The organism is Aliivibrio friggae (assembly GCF_057368515.1).
This window is the reverse complement of record NZ_CM170648.1, coordinates 2,295,932-2,312,598: the sequence shown is the minus strand read 5'-3', so window position 1 is coordinate 2,312,598 and position 16,667 is coordinate 2,295,932. Positions and strand designations below refer to the sequence as shown.

At 40.7% G+C, this 16,667-nt stretch carries 15 protein-coding genes and 1 other RNA gene; 7 read left to right on the top strand and 9 right to left on the bottom strand.

What is annotated here, in order from left to right:
• The 5 genes from betA to smpB all read right to left on the bottom strand — a co-directional run bounded on the left by betA (position 1) and on the right by smpB (position 5,208).
• Positions 1 to 1,701, bottom strand: coding sequence for a choline dehydrogenase (betA, locus tag AC2INI_RS10775; RefSeq protein WP_486304817.1), 1,701 nt, complete (start codon positions 1,699 to 1,701; stop codon positions 1 to 3).
• Between the two features lie 59 nt (positions 1,702 to 1,760).
• Complete coding sequence (betB, locus tag AC2INI_RS10770) at positions 1,761 to 3,221, bottom strand: betaine-aldehyde dehydrogenase (RefSeq protein ID WP_486304816.1); 1,461 nt, start codon at positions 3,219 to 3,221, stop codon at positions 1,761 to 1,763.
• 23 nt (positions 3,222 to 3,244) lie between these two features.
• Positions 3,245 to 3,856 carry a transcriptional regulator BetI gene (gene betI, locus AC2INI_RS10765; protein ID WP_486304815.1) on the bottom strand — a complete coding sequence of 204 codons (612 nt, stop codon included), beginning with the start codon at positions 3,854 to 3,856 and terminating at the stop codon, positions 3,245 to 3,247.
• A gap of 428 nt (positions 3,857 to 4,284) precedes the next feature.
• Positions 4,285 to 4,651: a transfer-messenger RNA gene (gene ssrA / locus AC2INI_RS10760) on the bottom strand.
• Between the two features lie 71 nt (positions 4,652 to 4,722).
• Positions 4,723 to 5,208, bottom strand: coding sequence for an SsrA-binding protein SmpB (gene smpB, locus AC2INI_RS10755; protein ID WP_122036405.1), 486 nt, complete (start codon positions 5,206 to 5,208; stop codon positions 4,723 to 4,725).
• A gap of 101 nt (positions 5,209 to 5,309) precedes the next feature.
• Here smpB and AC2INI_RS10750 point away from each other — a divergent pair, with 101 nt between their 5' ends.
• Positions 5,310 to 5,747, top strand: coding sequence for an SRPBCC family protein (locus tag AC2INI_RS10750; protein ID WP_122036407.1), 438 nt, complete (start codon positions 5,310 to 5,312; stop codon positions 5,745 to 5,747).
• Positions 5,734 to 6,045 carry an RnfH family protein gene (locus tag AC2INI_RS10745; RefSeq protein ID WP_122036409.1) on the top strand — a complete coding sequence of 104 codons (312 nt, stop codon included), beginning with the start codon at positions 5,734 to 5,736 and terminating at the stop codon, positions 6,043 to 6,045. The genes AC2INI_RS10750 and AC2INI_RS10745 overlap by 14 nt, the downstream gene beginning before the upstream one ends.
• Before the next feature lie 85 nt (positions 6,046 to 6,130).
• Here AC2INI_RS10745 and bamE read toward each other — a convergent pair whose 3' ends face one another.
• The 3 genes from bamE to nadK form a co-directional block, all read right to left on the bottom strand.
• A complete protein-coding gene (gene bamE / locus AC2INI_RS10740) occupies positions 6,131 to 6,487 on the bottom strand; it encodes an outer membrane protein assembly factor BamE (protein WP_122036411.1) in 357 nt (118 codons plus the stop codon).
• A gap of 215 nt (positions 6,488 to 6,702) precedes the next feature.
• Entirely contained in the window at positions 6,703 to 8,370 is a 1,668-nt protein-coding gene (gene recN, locus AC2INI_RS10735; RefSeq protein ID WP_486304814.1) for a DNA repair protein RecN, read from the bottom strand.
• A 126-nt stretch (positions 8,371 to 8,496) separates the two neighbouring features.
• Entirely contained in the window at positions 8,497 to 9,381 is an 885-nt protein-coding gene (nadK, locus tag AC2INI_RS10730) for an NAD(+) kinase (protein ID WP_162922568.1), read from the bottom strand.
• 174 nt (positions 9,382 to 9,555) lie between these two features.
• Here nadK and grpE point away from each other — a divergent pair, with 174 nt between their 5' ends.
• The 5 genes from grpE (at position 9,556) to AC2INI_RS10705 (ending at position 16,314) form a co-directional block, all read left to right on the top strand.
• On the top strand, positions 9,556 to 10,140 hold the full coding sequence (grpE, locus tag AC2INI_RS10725) for a nucleotide exchange factor GrpE (RefSeq protein WP_122036415.1): 585 nt from the start codon (positions 9,556 to 9,558) through the stop codon (positions 10,138 to 10,140).
• Positions 10,141 to 10,364: 224 nt separating this feature from the next.
• Positions 10,365 to 11,324: a hypothetical protein gene (locus AC2INI_RS10720; RefSeq protein ID WP_486304813.1), complete on the top strand. Its 960-nt coding sequence runs from the start codon at positions 10,365 to 10,367 to the stop codon at positions 11,322 to 11,324.
• A 218-nt stretch (positions 11,325 to 11,542) separates the two neighbouring features.
• Positions 11,543 to 13,447 carry a molecular chaperone DnaK gene (gene dnaK / locus AC2INI_RS10715; protein WP_060991700.1) on the top strand — a complete coding sequence of 635 codons (1,905 nt, stop codon included), beginning with the start codon at positions 11,543 to 11,545 and terminating at the stop codon, positions 13,445 to 13,447.
• Between the two features lie 444 nt (positions 13,448 to 13,891).
• On the top strand, positions 13,892 to 15,037 hold the full coding sequence (gene dnaJ, locus AC2INI_RS10710; RefSeq protein WP_122034427.1) for a molecular chaperone DnaJ: 1,146 nt from the start codon (positions 13,892 to 13,894) through the stop codon (positions 15,035 to 15,037).
• A gap of 182 nt (positions 15,038 to 15,219) precedes the next feature.
• On the top strand, positions 15,220 to 16,314 hold the full coding sequence (locus AC2INI_RS10705) for a DUF3541 domain-containing protein (protein WP_486304812.1): 1,095 nt from the start codon (positions 15,220 to 15,222) through the stop codon (positions 16,312 to 16,314).
• A gap of 92 nt (positions 16,315 to 16,406) precedes the next feature.
• On the opposite strand, the gene AC2INI_RS10700 is transcribed toward AC2INI_RS10705, so the two are convergent.
• Complete coding sequence (locus AC2INI_RS10700) at positions 16,407 to 16,664, bottom strand: YfhL family 4Fe-4S dicluster ferredoxin (RefSeq protein ID WP_486304811.1); 258 nt, start codon at positions 16,662 to 16,664, stop codon at positions 16,407 to 16,409.
• Positions 16,665 to 16,667: the final 3 nt, after the last annotated feature.

Genomic DNA, 16,667 nt, shown 5'->3' with positions numbered 1-16,667 from the left:
TTAAGAAAGCGTGTTTGCTTCTCTTATTGGTGCGTTTATTCGTTGTTTCTCTTCCCATTCTGGTGCTATCCAAACGGGGGCGTGCTCCCCTGTGAGCATAGGGTTGCCAAGAATGAAATCGGCGGCACGTTCTGCAACCATTATGGTGGGAGCATTTAAGTTTCCGTTTGGAATCGTTGGGAACACAGAAGAATCGACCACGCGTAAATTTTCAATCCCACGCACACGGCACTCTTCGTCAAGTACGGCCATTGGGTCCTCTTCTTTACCCATTTTGCAACCACAAGAAGGGTGGTAAGCACTTTCTACATTTTGTTTAACCCATTTATCAATTGCCTCATCAGACGTGATTTCGATACCCGGTTGTATTTCATCACCACGGAATGAATCCATTGATGGTTGGGATAAAATTTCACGAGTAAGGCGGATACAATCGCGCCAATCTTGGCGATCTCGTTCAGTCGAAATGTAGTTAAAAACGATCTTTGGTTTTGCGTGAGGATCCGCTGAGGTTATTGATACTGTTCCGCGGCTTTCTGGTTTATTTGGACCAACATGAACTTGAAATCCATGACCATCAAACGCGGCTTGTCCGTCATAACGCATCGCTGCAGGTAAGAAATGATATTGAAGGTTTGGCCATTTCAAACCTTTACGAGAGCGAATAAAAGCACACGATTCAAAGTGGTTTGTTGCGCCTAACCCTTTGCGAGTTAGTATCCATTCTGTGCCTATTAAGCCTTTACTTATCAAGCCCAGTTTACTGTTAAGAGTAATGGGTTCTTTACAGTGGTATTGGAAGTAAATTTCAAGGTGATCTTGCAGGTTTTCACCAACACCAGAGAGTTGATGTTTTACCTTTACGCCTGCGTTTTCTAAGACGGCTTTTGGGCCTATGCCTGACAGTTGAAGTAATTGAACTGAGCCAATTGAACCTGCACTTGAAATGACTTCTTTATTCGCATGCACATTGATGATTTTTCCTGATTTTTCAAACTCAATACCAACGGCTTTCTTGTCTTCAAGTAGGATTTTTCTTGCGATAATTCCTTTCATTAGCGTTAAGTTAGGACGCTTTAAAGCACGACGAAGATATGCGTTTGAGGTAGATGCTCTAACGCCTTTATCTACCGTCATGTGCATTGGACCAAAACCTTCTTGCTGATAGCCGTTGTAGTCTGATGTTTCTGGGTATCCAGCGTCTTTACCTGCATTGATGAAGGCTTGATATAGAGGGTTAAGTGTCATGTTATTGCCATTACACGTACCTAAAGGGCCTTCGCCTCCGCGATATTGATCCGCGCCTTTACTCCATGTTTCTGCTTTACGGAAGTAAGGTAAGCAGGTTTGATAGTTCCAACCTGTCGCGCCATTTTCTTCCCATTCGTCATAATCACACGCGTGACCACGAACATAAACCATGCCGTTGATCGATGAGCTTCCACCAAGAACTTTGCCGCGAGGGCAGTGTAGTTGGCGTCCATCGAGTCCTGATTCTTGTTGAGTCTCGAACTGCCATGCGTACTTTTCAGAATTCATAGGATAAGAAAGAGCAGTAGGCATTTGGATAAAAATACTCTTATCCGTCCCGCCTGCTTCTAATAATAAAACGCTGTGTTGACCGCTTTCGGTTAGTCTATCTGCTAACACACAGCCGGCCGAACCCGCGCCGACGATAATATAATCGTAGCGTTGTTCCATGTCTGTATTCTCCGTGACGTCTAGCGCATAGGGCTAGACGTTTTTATTGGAAGGGTAAATTAAGCGTAAGGGCTAGCGAAATCACCAAGCTCTATTAATATGCTTTTGGTTTGCGTGTAATGCAGTAGCGTTTCAGGGCCGTTTTCACGTCCAACCCCCGAGTGTTTATAACCGCCTACTGGCATTTCTGCTGGAGAGTCTCCCCACGTATTTACCCAACAAATACCCGCTTGCATTTGATGAATTACTCGGTGAGCTCGTGATAAGTTTTGAGTGAAAATACCGGCAGCGAGCCCATACTTAGTGTCGTTTGCGCGGCGAATAACCTCGTCTTCGTCAGTGAATTTCAGGACTGACATAACAGGGCCAAAGATTTCTTGTTGAACGTGTGGCATATCATCTTCGCAATTTACAAAGACGGTAGGCATCACAAAGTTACCGTTTTCTAGCCCTTTATCAATCACTTGATAGCCACCGGTAAGCAGAGTTGCACCTGACTGTTTGGCTTGTTCAATTGCTTCTAGCACTTTCGCTAAATGTGCTTTTGAAATCAGAGCTCCGACTTGGGTTTCGATGTCCATTGGATCACCGATAATCAGTTTTTCAGTGCGAACTTTAAGTTGGCTAATGAACTCGTCATAAATATTTTCATGAACAAAAACACGAGTACCATTGGTGCACACTTCGCCTTGAGTATAAAAGTTTGCCACCATCGCTGCGGATACGGCATCATCCAATTTTGCGTCATCAAAAACGATCATTGGGGACTTCCCTCCGAGCTCCATCGTGACAGATTTTAGTGTCTTTGCACTGTCAGCCATGACTGCTTTGCCTGTTCCTGTTTCACCTGTGAAAGACACTTTTGCGATATCAGGGTGTGCAGTCAGCATTTGACCGACACGATAATCACCTTGAACGACGTTGAACACGCCATCTGGCAATCCCGCTTCGGTAAATATTTCGGCCAGTTTCAATGCTGTTAATGGCGTTTCTTCTGATGGTTTGAAGATCATTGCATTACCCGCTGCCAATGCAGGTGCTGATTTCCACATAGCGATCTGGATAGGGTAGTTCCAGGCACCGATACCTGCACAAATACCAAGTGGTTCACGACGAGTGTAAAAAAATTGGCTTTCACCCAGTGGTTGTTGATCACCTTGCATTGCAGGAACTAATCCTGCGAAGTATTCAATGACATCGGCACCAGAGGCTACATCAACTTCTAATGCCTCTTGAAGCGGTTTACCGGTATCCATAACCTCAAGCGCAGCAAGGTCGTTGTTTCGTTCTCTAAGTATTTTTACCGCATTGAGAAGAATACGACTGCGTTCAATGGCGGTCATGGCAGACCATACCGCGAAACCACGTTTTGCCGATTCAATAGCAAGCTCAAGATCGGCTTGAGAGGCTTGACCTAGCTGTGCAATTGGTTCGCCATTAGCAGGATTAATGCTAGTGAAGGTTTCTCCAGACGTAGCTGGAATCGACTTTCCATCGATATATAATGAGTTAATTTCCATTTGAATATCTGACTTAATAATTATTATGAGTGATTTATTGGCTGACTTGAATAAAAGTAAAGTTGCTTTTCAAGGTAGTCATTGATGATGGCACGTGCTTTGTCAGCGTTAATGCCTTCTGGGTTTAATGTACCTCTCAACCAAACACCATCAATTAATGATGCGATCCCGTGAGCAACGAGTTCTGCTTGTTGGTTATTCAACATGGCTTTTAGTTCAATTCGTAGGTGGGACAGTAAACGCCTTTCATTTACACGCTGTAGACGCTTTAGTTGTTCGTCATGCATCGAGTAAGACCAGAATGCTAACCAAGTTTTAGCGACTTCGTTTTCTGCTTGATAGCCTTCAAAATTACCATTGATAATGGCATTGATGCGTAGTTGATGAGCGTCAACAGGTAAGGATTTTAATTGAGATGTAACGGTATTGGAGAGTTGGCGAAGGATCTCACGCATGGTTTCTTCAAGTAGACCGTGCTTACCACCAAAATAGTGATTTATGATCCCTGTTGATACACCAGCCTCTTTACTAATTAAAGCAATGCTAGCGGCGTGCAAACCAACACGATCAATGACCTTCATAGTCGCTTTTACAAGTTGTGGTTTTCTAATGTCAGGCATCCCAACCTTGGGCATCTTTCGGTCCTTTTATTTTTTATTGAACGTTCAATTAATTATAAAATGACAGAAAAATAGTTAGAGTTCAAATTATTATTTTGGTTATGAGTTGTCTTTATTTATTATGGATAGTTTTATTTTTAGTTAAAACAAGAGGTTAATGTTGTGGTTAAGTTAAATGTTAGACCTGTAATTATTTGTGTCGTTATGGTTATTTGATGGGTATTTAACCGGAATGTCAGAAGTGTTTATTAAGGTGAAGGAATGTTTTTTTGAGTGAATATAAATTATTTAAAAAACGTTGGTCTTCGATGTAACTAAGTATGTTAAGGATAATAGGGAGGGGAGATGGAAAATGAGTAAAGATAGAGGAAGTGAGGAAATTACGGTACCTATTAGACATAAAAAAGCCCAACCTCTTTCGAAGTTGGGCTTTTCCAAACGTTTGGTGGAGCTGGGGGGATTTGAACCCCCGTCCGAAAACCGTTCACCGTTGGCGCTACATGTTTAGTCGATCTTTAATTTCACCGTAAAACTGCGAACCGACACGCTATCTTATGGCTAACCTGAATTATAATTCGAACTTCATCTCTCAGGTGGGAGAATCCATTCTAGTTCGTTTGGGTTTGATCCCCTGTTATTCCCCGTCTTACAAACGGAAGCTAGGGCAGGAGAGCTCTGAGCAGGTTATTAAGCTGCTAGTGCGTAGTTTTCGTCGTTTGCGACTATTTTTTTGCGGCTTTTTACGTGGCCAACCGCCCCACGACATGCTCCTCGGGTTTCAAAATTCCCGTCGAATCCTGAATCAGCCCCAAAGTTGTTACCAGATGATACTAACAGAAAAACAGCGTCTGTCTAGCTAGTATCAGTCTAACTGGTTGAAATTAACGCAAACTACTCTTCATAATTCGTGCTTTATCTCTATTCCAGTCTTTTTCTTTTGAATCTGTACGTTTATCGTGCAGTTTTTTACCTTTAGCAACGCCGACTTTGATCTTTGCCCAAGAGCGAACCCAGTACATTGTTGTTGCTACGAGTGTCATACCTTCACGGTTTACACGACCAATAAGGTTATCAATTTCTTTACGGCTCATTAGTAGTTTACGAACACGTGTTGGATTCGCTATAACATGAGTCGATGCGGCTTGCAGTGGTGTGATGTTCATACCACTAATAAAAATTTCACCATCGCGAACATACACGTAGCTTTCCGCGATATTAACTTTACCAGAACGAAGAGATTTAACTTCCCAGCCTTGGAGTTCAACCCCAGCTTCGATTTCATCTTCAATGAAATATTCGTGGCGAGCTTGCTTGTTCATAGCAATGGTATTACTGCCCGCTTTATCTTTTGATTTTTTCTTTGCCATAATGCCCACATTATACGTTATTAGTTGAGAATAGGGGAAGTAGTTTGGCTCTTAACATCAAGATGGTATGATGCAACCCTCTATTATGTAAAGGAGAATTTATGCCTCAGGTTAGCCGTTCTGCATTAGTACCGTTTAGCGCAAAGCAAATGTATGATTTAGTCAATGATGTTGCCTCTTATCCTCAGTTTTTACCAGGGTGTTCTGGCTCTAAGGTAATCGAAGAGTCAGAAAGTTCAATGGTAGCGTCAGTTGATGTAGCAAAAGCAGGCATAAAAAAGACGTTTACGACTAAAAATACTCTAATTGATGCGCAATTGATTGGGATGAATTTAGTTGATGGACCATTTAAATCATTAACTGGTGGCTGGCACTTTACTGCTTTGGATGAAACGGCATGTAAAGTGGAGTTAAAGTTAGATTTTGAATTTACAAATGCCTTAGTAGCAATGGCGTTTGGTAAAGTATTTCAAGAGCTTACTAATAATATGGTGAACTCATTTACCCAAAGAGCGAAGCAGGTTTATGTCAATAATTAATGAGATGATCCATGTTGAAGTGGTCTACGCATTGCCAACAGAGCAGGTGGTTTTTAAACTTGCGGTTAAAGCGGAACAGACAGTACAAGAGATTATCCAACAATCTGGCGTGCTAGAGCGATACCCTGATATCGATTTAGACGTAAATAAAGTTGGTGTATTTAGTCGTAATATAAAATTGGATGCAACGATTAGAGATAAAGATCGTATTGAAATTTATCGCCCTTTACTTGCAGATCCAAAAGAAATTAGACGAAAAAGAGCCGAACAAGCGAAGAAAGAAGCGGCGAAAAAGTAGTTTATTTACTGAATTGTTAGATAATAAAAAACCGGAGATCGTTAAACGATGTCCGGTTTTTTGTGTTTTAACGTCTTAAAGAAAACTAGATTTTCTCAAAGAAACTGTCACTCATTGGGAATACACCGTCAAGGCTGGTTAAATTACCATTGTCATCAAAGTGAACAATTAAGTTCTTTTGAATCGACTCTTCATGGCCATGAGTGAAAAGGTAGACGTAATACCAAGTATTTGGGTAGCCTGATTCAACAAGCATTGGAGAACCCATAACATACTGTACTTGTTGTTTTGTCATGCCAAATCGCAGTTTATCGACGGCTTCCTGTTCGACGTAGTTACCTTGGGCAATATCAATTCGATATACCAACGGTTCTAATAGCGAGCAACCACCCAGAAGCCCAACAGCAAGGGGTAGAGCAATGATCCATTTTTTGAATTGCATAGTTCGTACAGCTTAGCCTTTAAAATAATTAAACAGATGATAAACAAGCTAGACTAATAAGTAAAAAGGTTAAGCCTGTTATGCTGTGTTTTGACCCTAAATTTTGAATCAAGTTGCATTCTATTCATAATTTAAAAGAAGGGGGGAATAAAAACGCCAACATCAAAGACGACATTGGCGTTAACTAAAAGGTGAGTTTAGCTATTTACAAGCCATTAAGCAGCGCTTAGTAGCTCTTTTGCATTAGCAAGCGTATGGTCTGTTATTTGTGTCCCGCCGAGTAAGCGGGCTAGCTCTTCAATGCGCTCTTCTGTACTTAAGGCTCGCATTTGGGTTTCAGTTTTTCCTGAGTTAGTGTGCTTAGCGACAAATAATTGGTTGTGTCCACAGCCAGCTACTTGAGGTAAGTGAGTAACACATAGCACTTGGGTTGATTCACCTAAAGTACGCAACATTTTTCCTACTACAGCAGCGGTTGGCCCACTAATACCTACATCAACTTCATCAAAAATCAAACTTGGCGTATCGACTTTCTGAGCGGTAATAACCTGAATAGCCAAAGAGATACGAGACAGCTCACCACCAGAGGCAACTTTTGCAATTGGGTGCAATGGCTGACCAGGGTTGGTTGATACTTTAAAGCACAGGGTATCAATTCCTAGTGGTGAAATTTTATTAACACCATCACTTTCAATCTGAATATCAAATACGGCTTTTTCCATACTTAATGTTTGCATGCTTTCGGTGATCTTATTATTTAGCTCTTTAGCATAACGCTGGCGACTTTTCGTGAGCTTATGGGCTGCTTCTAAGAAATGTTGTTTCAATTCTTCAACTTCTTGCTCGCGTTGTTCACGTTTTTCATCGGAACAATCAAGGCGTTCGTATTCTGCCAATAGCTGCTGATGGTGCTCATATAATTCATCAGCAAGTACATGGTGTTTTTTTGCCATTGACATAACTTTGCTGAATCGTTCCTCAACAAAGGCAATTTGTGCGGGATCAACATCAATGCAATCTAAGTAGTTTTTAATTTCATGATTTGCTTCTTCTACTTGGATCATTGCCTCATTAAGCATTTCTGATAACGGAGCAAGCTGTGGATCGAGTTGTCCAAGTTGCTGAATATGATTATTTGCATACTGCAGTAACTGAAGGGCGTTAACGTCATCGTTTTCATAAAGAAGCGACACGGCTTGTTGGCAGTATTCAACCAAGTCACCAGAGTTTGATAAACGTTTATGATCTTCTTCTAGTTGAGCAAACTCTTCTTCGCCTAGTGCTAAATCATTTAACTCTTTTATTTGATATTCGATCAGCTGTTTTTGAGCTTCATTCTGCTGAGAGTTTTTGATTAGTTGTTTAAGAGAGTTATCAGCTTGGCGCCACGCTTGGTAGCGGCTGCGTGTCTTATTTAGTAGAGATACATGACCTGCGTATTGATCCAACATATTTAGTTGGTATTCAGGTTTCATTAATTCATGGTGGGCGTGTTGACCATGAATATTGATCAGTAAATGGCCTAATGTTTTTAATTGAGCCGCAGGAACTGGGCTGCCATTAATAAAACCACGAGAACGGCCTTCTTTAGTGATTACGCGGCGTAAAATACATTCATTGCCATCATAGAGTTCATTATCTTCTAACCAACGTTTGGCGTTAAGATTATTTTCTAATGTGAAGAGTACGGTGATCTCAGCTTTCTCTTCTCCTTGGCGAACCATAGAAGCTTCAGCGCGATCGCCTAAACATAAACCAAGAGCATCAATTGCAATAGATTTACCTGCGCCTGTCTCACCGGTAATGGTGGTCATGCCTTTGGTTAAATCAAGCTCTAATGATTTTACAATTGCGAAATGAGTAATTTTGATATGTGCCAACATAAGCCATTCTCTGTGAAATTTAAACACTAAAAACACTGTATAAAGAAACAGTATATACTGTTTCTTTATACAGTAAAGTTTAAATTAACTTTTTGTGAGTGGCTTATCTTTATCTGTATTTAGAGATTAGAAGAGTTTGCTTGACCAGCCAAGCTTATTTCTAAGTACATGATAGTAGCTATAATCTTTAGGATGAATAAGTTTTAATCGACTAGGGCTTTGGAAAATATGCACTTCATCACCAGGGCTGACAGGTAATGAGACTTGCCCGTCACAGCTCACTTCCAATGCACTACGATTTTCTGGTGAAATGAATAATTTGATATGACGCTTACCTTCAACAACCAGAGGACGGCTTGAAAGGGTGTGTGGAAACATAGGTACAATTGAGATCGCATTCAGGTTAGGTGAAAGGATCGGACCACCACCAGATAAAGAGTACGCAGTTGATCCCGTTGGTGTTGAAATGATCAATCCATCAGAGCGCTGAGAGAAAGCAAAGCTGTCATCAATATAGACTTCAAATTCGATCATGTGGGCAACTTGGCCCGGATGAAGTACCACCTCATTAAAGGCGGTATTGTGGCTTTTTATTTGCCCATGGCGGTGAACTTCAGCTTCTAATAAAAAGCGTTCTTCTTTAACAAATTCACCATTTAAGACGGCTTGCAGTGGCTCTTTAAAATTATCAGGATCAAGATCGGTTAAAAAACCAAGATTGCCTCTGTTAACGCCAATGACTGAAATATCGAAACGAGATAAAACACGAGCTGCGCCAAGCATATTACCATCACCACCAACGACAATAGCGAGATCGGCTTGTTCTCCTAATTTTAAGAGGTGATTAAATCGATCATCAGGGATGTCAGGTAAAGCTTCACGTAAGCGATTATCAAGTAATACCGAATAATTAAGCTGAGTTAACCAATTATAAAGAGCTAAATGGGTTTTTACGGCGCTTGGATCTCTTGGCTTACCAATGATTGCGATAACGTTAAAGGCGGTTTTCATATCAATCATCCATCATTAAATGGGGAACAAATTTTACAATTAGCACTATTATGCTTGAATCGCTTTATTTAGTCCCCATAATAATGACAAAGTTTTAATTTGCGTATAGAGCGACGCCTTGGTTTATATTAAGATCGCTTTATAGCTAGTCATCAGCATTCTGGAGAAGCAGTAATGAGTAACGAAGAGAAAAAAGTAAACGAAGAAGTTGTAGTTGAAGATCACATTGAAGCGGTTGGCACTGAAGGTGATGTTGAATGGAATGAATCTATTGAAGATAACCAAGATGCAAAAATTGCAGAATTAGAAGCTGCATTACTTGCTACTCAAGCACAACTTAAAGATCAGCAAGATGCGGTATTACGTGCAAAAGCAGAAGAGCAAAATGTACGTCGTCGTGCGGAAGGCGATATCGATAAAGCGCGTAAATATGCGTTGAAAAAATTCGCTGGTGAACTACTTCCAGTTATCGATAACCTAGAGCGTGCTCTTGAGAATGGCGATAAAGAAAATGAAGCAGCAAAAGCGTTGCTTGAAGGTGTTGAATTAACACTACAAACGTTTATTTCAACGGTTGAAAAGTTTGGTTTAACGGTAATCAATCCAGTTGGCGAAGCATTTAACCCTGAACTTCATCAAGCGATTGGTATGCAAGCAAGCCCTGATCATGAGTCAAACACCGTGATGATTGTGATGCAAAAAGGCTACTCATTAAATGAGCAAGTGCTGCGTCCTGCAATGGTAATGGTTGCTCAATAATCACTATTTTTAATTAAATTAAGTGATGATAAATGAAGCGAATTCAGCAATGGGTTCGCTTTTTTTTGTCTTTCTTTTAAGATAGGCCGTCTTCTTTTCTAGAAAGTGTGTTGTAAATAAGGAATGGGATTCAAGCTTTTAAATTTTATCATTTTTTCTATCGTTATTTATTTTGTTTTTTACTACATTTTACTCATCATGGATGAATGGTTAGGAACAAATAAATGGAAAACAAATTGAACATTAAATCTCTTTTAGTTGGCGCGCTTTGTCTTTACACGCCGTTAAGTTTTGCTGAGCATGTTGTGGCGTCTGAGACTTATACCTCAATGGCATTAGCAAATGATGCCAAATTATATAATGCACCAGAGACTTCAGCTTGGGCTCGTGGAGCCACTATTGTTCAAGGTATACCTCGTGGAGATGCTGCCCCGTCATATTGGGCTAATGAGATCATTGATAAAAGTATGACCACTTCTGATGCGTGGACGGGAATGACACAATGGTTCACGGTATTTGAGGCGCAGAAAAACACAGCAAAAAATGTTCGAGTTGTTATTGGTGATGCTGATATGTGGTTACTTCAATCGACTGATGGAAGCATGGATCCACTGACGGCTGAATGGGTCAATGTTACTGTAAATAGAGCATCGGTCTCTTGGGCTGCCTATTACTCTCACAACATTATTAAATATATTGAAGATGTCCCATATCGCCGCTCTAGCGATGGTTTAAAAGAGTATCAATTGCATTCAGAACATTATCCATTGCATGGTGGAACCAGTAAGGTTGCTATTGATGGCGAAAATGTCCTTGCCGCGTTTGTACGAATGAAAGCATGGTTGGTTCCTGATAAACCACAAGGCAAGCAAGATATTAGTACGGCGAAAGTGTTAATCAGTACGGGAGCAGATTATTACCCAACAGTGAATACGTCGGTTTCTCATGGTGATTTATCTAATGCCAATTATTTACCCGGTGCTGGTGGTAGTCGTTTTCAATATTTAACCACTACACCAAAATGGTATTACATGGGAACCGTTGCGTCGGATGGTTTACTGATTGTTGATGATAATAGTCCATATATTAAATCGGGTGGTAAAACCTACTTAACTAAAGAAGAGTGGCAGCAAAATCCACCGCCAATTGATTTTGAAGTCATGAATTGCAAAGATTCTGATTAAGTAGATATCGATTAAGAATATTCTGAACGACAAGCCTGACATGATTGTTAGGCTTTTTTTTGTGCAGTTGAAAATAAAATTGATTTTTTTTTATTGTTTCCCTTGAATTGTGATTTAGCGCCCTTATTAATTAGTCATAGAATGAATTATGGGATTTAGTCCCAACCCTTATTCAAGTTGTTTTGGATAAGTTTAAATAGATAATTGGAGAGAACCTGATGGGTAAGATCATTGGTATTGACTTAGGTACAACTAACTCTTGTGTTGCTGTTTTAGATGGCGACACGCCACGTATTTTAGAGAATGCAGAGGGTGAACGTACAACGGCATCGGTAATTGCATACACAGATGGCGAAACTCTTGTAGGTCAGCCAGCTAAACGTCAAGCGATTACTAACCCACAAAATACATTATTTGCGATTAAGCGTCTTATTGGTCGTCGTTTTGAAGACGAAGAAGTACAACGTGATATCGAAATCATGCCGTACAAAATCGTTAAAGCTGACAACGGTGATGCTTGGGTTGAAGCGCAAGGCCAAAAAATGGCTGCTCCTCAAGTGTCTGCTGAAATTCTTAAGAAAATGAAGAAAACAGCTGAAGATTTCCTAGGCGAAGAAGTAACTGGCGCAGTAGTAACTGTACCTGCTTACTTTAACGATGCTCAACGTCAAGCAACGAAAGATGCTGGTCGTATCGCAGGTCTTGATGTTAAACGTATCATCAACGAACCAACAGCAGCAGCGCTAGCTTACGGTCTAGACAAAAAAGGCGGCGATCGCACTATCGCAGTATACGACCTTGGTGGTGGTACATTCGATATTTCTATCATTGAAATCGACAACGTTGATGGCGAGCAAACTTTCGAAGTTCTTGCGACAAACGGCGACACTCACCTAGGTGGTGAAGATTTCGATAACCGTATGATCAACTTCCTAGTTGATGAGTTTAAGAAAGAGCAAGGCATCGACCTTAAAACTGATCCTCTAGCAATGCAACGTGTTAAAGAAGCAGCAGAAAAAGCGAAGATTGAATTATCTTCAGCTCAACAAACTGACGTAAACCTTCCTTACGTTACTGCTGATGCAACAGGTCCTAAGCACATGAACGTTAAAGTTACACGTGCAAAACTAGAATCTCTAGTTGAAGACCTAGTAGTTCGTACTCTTGAACCACTAAAAGTTGCTCTAGCTGATGCTGATTTATCAGTAAGCGAAATCACTGACGTAATCCTAGTTGGTGGCCAAACACGTATGCCTATGGTTCAAGCTAAAGTTGCTGATTTCTTCGGTAAAGAAGCTCGCCGTGACGTAAACCCTGATGAAGCAGTAGCAATGGGTGCTGCAGTTCAAGGTGGCGTACTAGCTGGTGACGTTAAAGATGTACTTCTTCTAGATGTTACTCCTCTATCTTTCGGTATCGAAACGATGGGTGGTGTAATGACTAAACTAATCGAGAAGAACACAACGATCCCAACTAAAGCGGACCAAACGTTCTCAACTGCTGAAGATAACCAAAGTGCGGTAACAATCCACGTACTTCAAGGTGAGCGTAAGCAAGCGACATACAACAAATCTCTAGGTCAATTTAACCTAGAAGGTATCCAAGCAGCACCACGTGGTATGCCACAAATCGAAGTAACATTCGACCTAGATGCTGATGGTATCCTAAACGTATCTGCAAAAGATAAATCGACTGGTAAAGAGCAGAAGATCACAATCCAAGCTTCTGGTGGTCTAACAGACGAAGAAATCGAAGCAATGGTACAAGAAGCTGAAGCTAACAAAGACGCGGACAAAAAGTTCGAAGAGCTAGTAACAGCACGTAACCAAGCGGATCAAATGATCCACGGTACGAAAAAACAAATCGAAGAAGCAGGCGATGCACTTCCAGCTGACGAGAAAGAAAAAATCGAAGCAGCAATCAAAGCTCTAGAAGACGTTAAGTCAGGCGATGATAAAGAAGCAATCGATGCGAAAACTCAAGAGCTAATGCAAGCAGCACAAAAGCTAATGGAAATCGCTCAACAGAAAGCTCAAGCACAACAAGGTGCTGAAGCGGGTGAGCAACCTAAGCAAGAAGATGATGTAGTAGATGCTGAATTCGAAGAAGTTAAGGATAAATAATTCCTGTCGTTTTAAGCCGCTATTTCGGCGTTAAAAGTACTCATTTGCGTTCGCAAACTCCGTGCTTTTTCCTTGAACTAGCGACTTATAACTTAATGAATTAATTATCGGTTTCTCGATAGAAAATATATTGCGGGCGTTGGAGTTTTCTCTACCGCCCGCAAGTTTGTAATATCAACCTGAATAAGTAACTATTCAGATATTGCGTAGGAAAAATTGATTAGAACAAGGCATAAATTGTGTTAACTAGTATTCTAATTACATAATTTATAACGAAGTTATAATTAATTTTCACAAGCAAGAATGAGTCGGTACTTGTTTAGGTTGATATATTATTAAGGTCAATCTAGATAATCATTCTCGAACGTTGAACCTGATTATCTAGATTGAACTCATACTGATGGTGTCACTGCCGGCAGTATCAAAAGAATTGGTGACCAAAGCATGTCTAAACGTGATTTCTATGAAGTATTGGGCGTAAGCCGTGATGCTTCAGAGCGTGATATTAAGAAAGCCTATAAGCGTCTAGCGATGAAATTCCACCCTGACCGTAATCAGGGCGATGAAACAGCGCCAGAAAAGTTTAAAGAAGTAAAAGTTGCGTATGAGATCTTAACGGATGCTCAAAAGCGTTCAGCTTACGATCAATACGGTCATGCAGCCTTTGAACAAGGTGGTATGGGCGGTGGCGGCGGCTTTGGCGGCGGTCAAGGTGACTTTGGCGATATCTTTGGTGATGTGTTTGGTGACATCTTTGGTGGCGGCCGTCGTGGCGGTGGTCAACAACGTGCACAACGCGGCTCAGATTTACGTTACAACATGGAACTTACGCTAGAAGAAGCGGTTCGTGGTTGTGATAAAGAGATTGAAGTACCAACATTAGTCTCTTGTGATCCATGTGAAGGCACTGGTGCTAAGAAAGGTACCTCTTCATCAACTTGTAGCACTTGTCACGGTCATGGCCAAGTTCAAATGCGTCAAGGTTTCTTTGCTGTACAGCAGGCTTGTCCTACTTGTCATGGTAAAGGTAAGATCATTAAAGACCCATGTAACTCTTGTCATGGTGAAGGTCGAGTTCAAAAGACTAAAACGCTTAATGTTAAGATCCCAGCAGGTGTTGATACTGGTGATCGCATTCGTTTATCTAATGAAGGTGAAGCGGGAGAGCACGGCGCTCCGGCAGGCGATCTATACGTACAAGTACATGTAAAAGAGCACAATATTTTTGAGCGTGACGGTAACAACTTATACTGTGAAGTGCCTGTAAGCTTTACTATGGCTGCACTAGGCGGTGAAGTTGAAGTCCCTACTCTTGATGGTCGTGTAAGCTTGAAAGTGCCTCTAGAAACTCAAACGGGCCGTATGTTCCGTATGCGTGGCAAAGGTGTTAAAGGCGTTCGTACACACAGCACTGGTGACTTAATCGTTAAACTGATTGTTGAAACTCCAGTTAAATTAACCAAACGCCAAAGAGAGTTGCTTAAAGAATTCCAAGAATCATTTGATGGGAAAGATGCGATGAAGCACAACCCTAAATCAGAAGGTTTCTTATCTGGCGTTAAGAACTTCTTTGATGATTTAACTAAATAAGTTAATCCATCAACCAATAAATTTAAGCCTAATGATATTCATTTTATATCATTAGGCTTTTTTTATGCCGCCAACAAATGATCAGATGTCGTTTATTTACATATTGCTGACTATTTCCTATTCTTCTCGTTTATTATGTAACCAATTGTGTTTTTAGTTTCTTAATGTAGAAGAGAGTGAGTATGGGGTTATTTAAACGGACGTTATCGCTATTTATTGTTTTACTGCTTAGTTCAACTACTGCCAATGCCGAAATAATGGAGGGTGGGAGAACGGTCCCGAGCTTTAAGCAAGATGCCGCCTCAATTCGCCATACCTATGAAACCCAGCTCTATACACTGTCGGCATTTAAAGCGGGTCATTACGGATTACGTATGTATCGCCAAACGATGGATCCTAAATACTCAGCGGCCGTTTGGTCTGATATGGCACGAGTGGCAAGTCGACTTAATCAATTCTCTTCTGAAGTTTATACACCAAAACAGATTGAAGCGTATTCCAATAAACGGCTAAGCACCTACGTAGATGATACTGATACCCGTAGTATTTTACGTTATCAAGCCACTAAAACTATGCCGGAGTATCTCTATCTTGGTGTTGATTTACTTGGCTCAATGGCTCGTGCAAATGAATACGGTTTAAAGCATCGTAATGACAAACAGCTGCGAGAAATTATCCGCCGTTATGATTTTAAAAAATACGCGACTGATGAAGCGATGATTAAAGCATGGGCAGCTCAGCTAGCGAACCAAGTTTATTGGTTACGTCAATTAGGTGAGCAGGATGTGGTTGATGAGTTTGTTGAAGCATTCAAATTAGCCTACCCAGATAATAAAGATGCAGCGCTTTCTAAGCAGCAGTATGGCAATAAAATCTATGGCTTAACGCATATTTTATTAGCCGACTCTCAATATTATCAATACCCCCTAAAAGAGTCTGATCATCAATGGATATATGATTATCTGCGTAATAATATTGATACTATTTTAGAAAGAGCCAAAGAAGACATTATTTCAGAAGTAGGAATTACCTTCTTATTGGCAGGGTTAGAAGATGACCCTGTAGTCTATAAAACACAAAAACACATTCAAGATGCGATTAACCGTGAGAAGAATATGGTGCCATCAACATCAAACAGTACTGATTTAACTGATGGTGAGCACCGTAATGTATTAGCGATAATGTTACTCGATTGGCAAACGCCACATGCCGCACCGACGATTCAAAATGAACCAAAGGTATTCAAAAGTAAACCGTATGGTCTTGTGAAAAAATAAACGTGTAAACCATTTGCACTGTAAATAAAAAATGCCCAGAGATAGTGATATCGCTGGGCATTTTTATTTGAATCAGATCAGGTGATTAGAGATTATTTCGCTAGGCCTTGGAGCTTAACGAATTTCTCTAATAACTCTTCATCTGTTTCTACGTTGTTTGGATCTGAAATAACGCAGTTACTGATAGGGCAAACTGACTGACATGTTGGCGCATCATAGTGGCCTTTACATTCAGTACAAAGATCTGGATTAATTTCGTAAATCTCATCACCCATGCTGATTGCTTCGTTTGGACACTCAGGTTCACACATGTCGCAGTTAATGCATTTTTTATTGATCAATAACGCCATTAC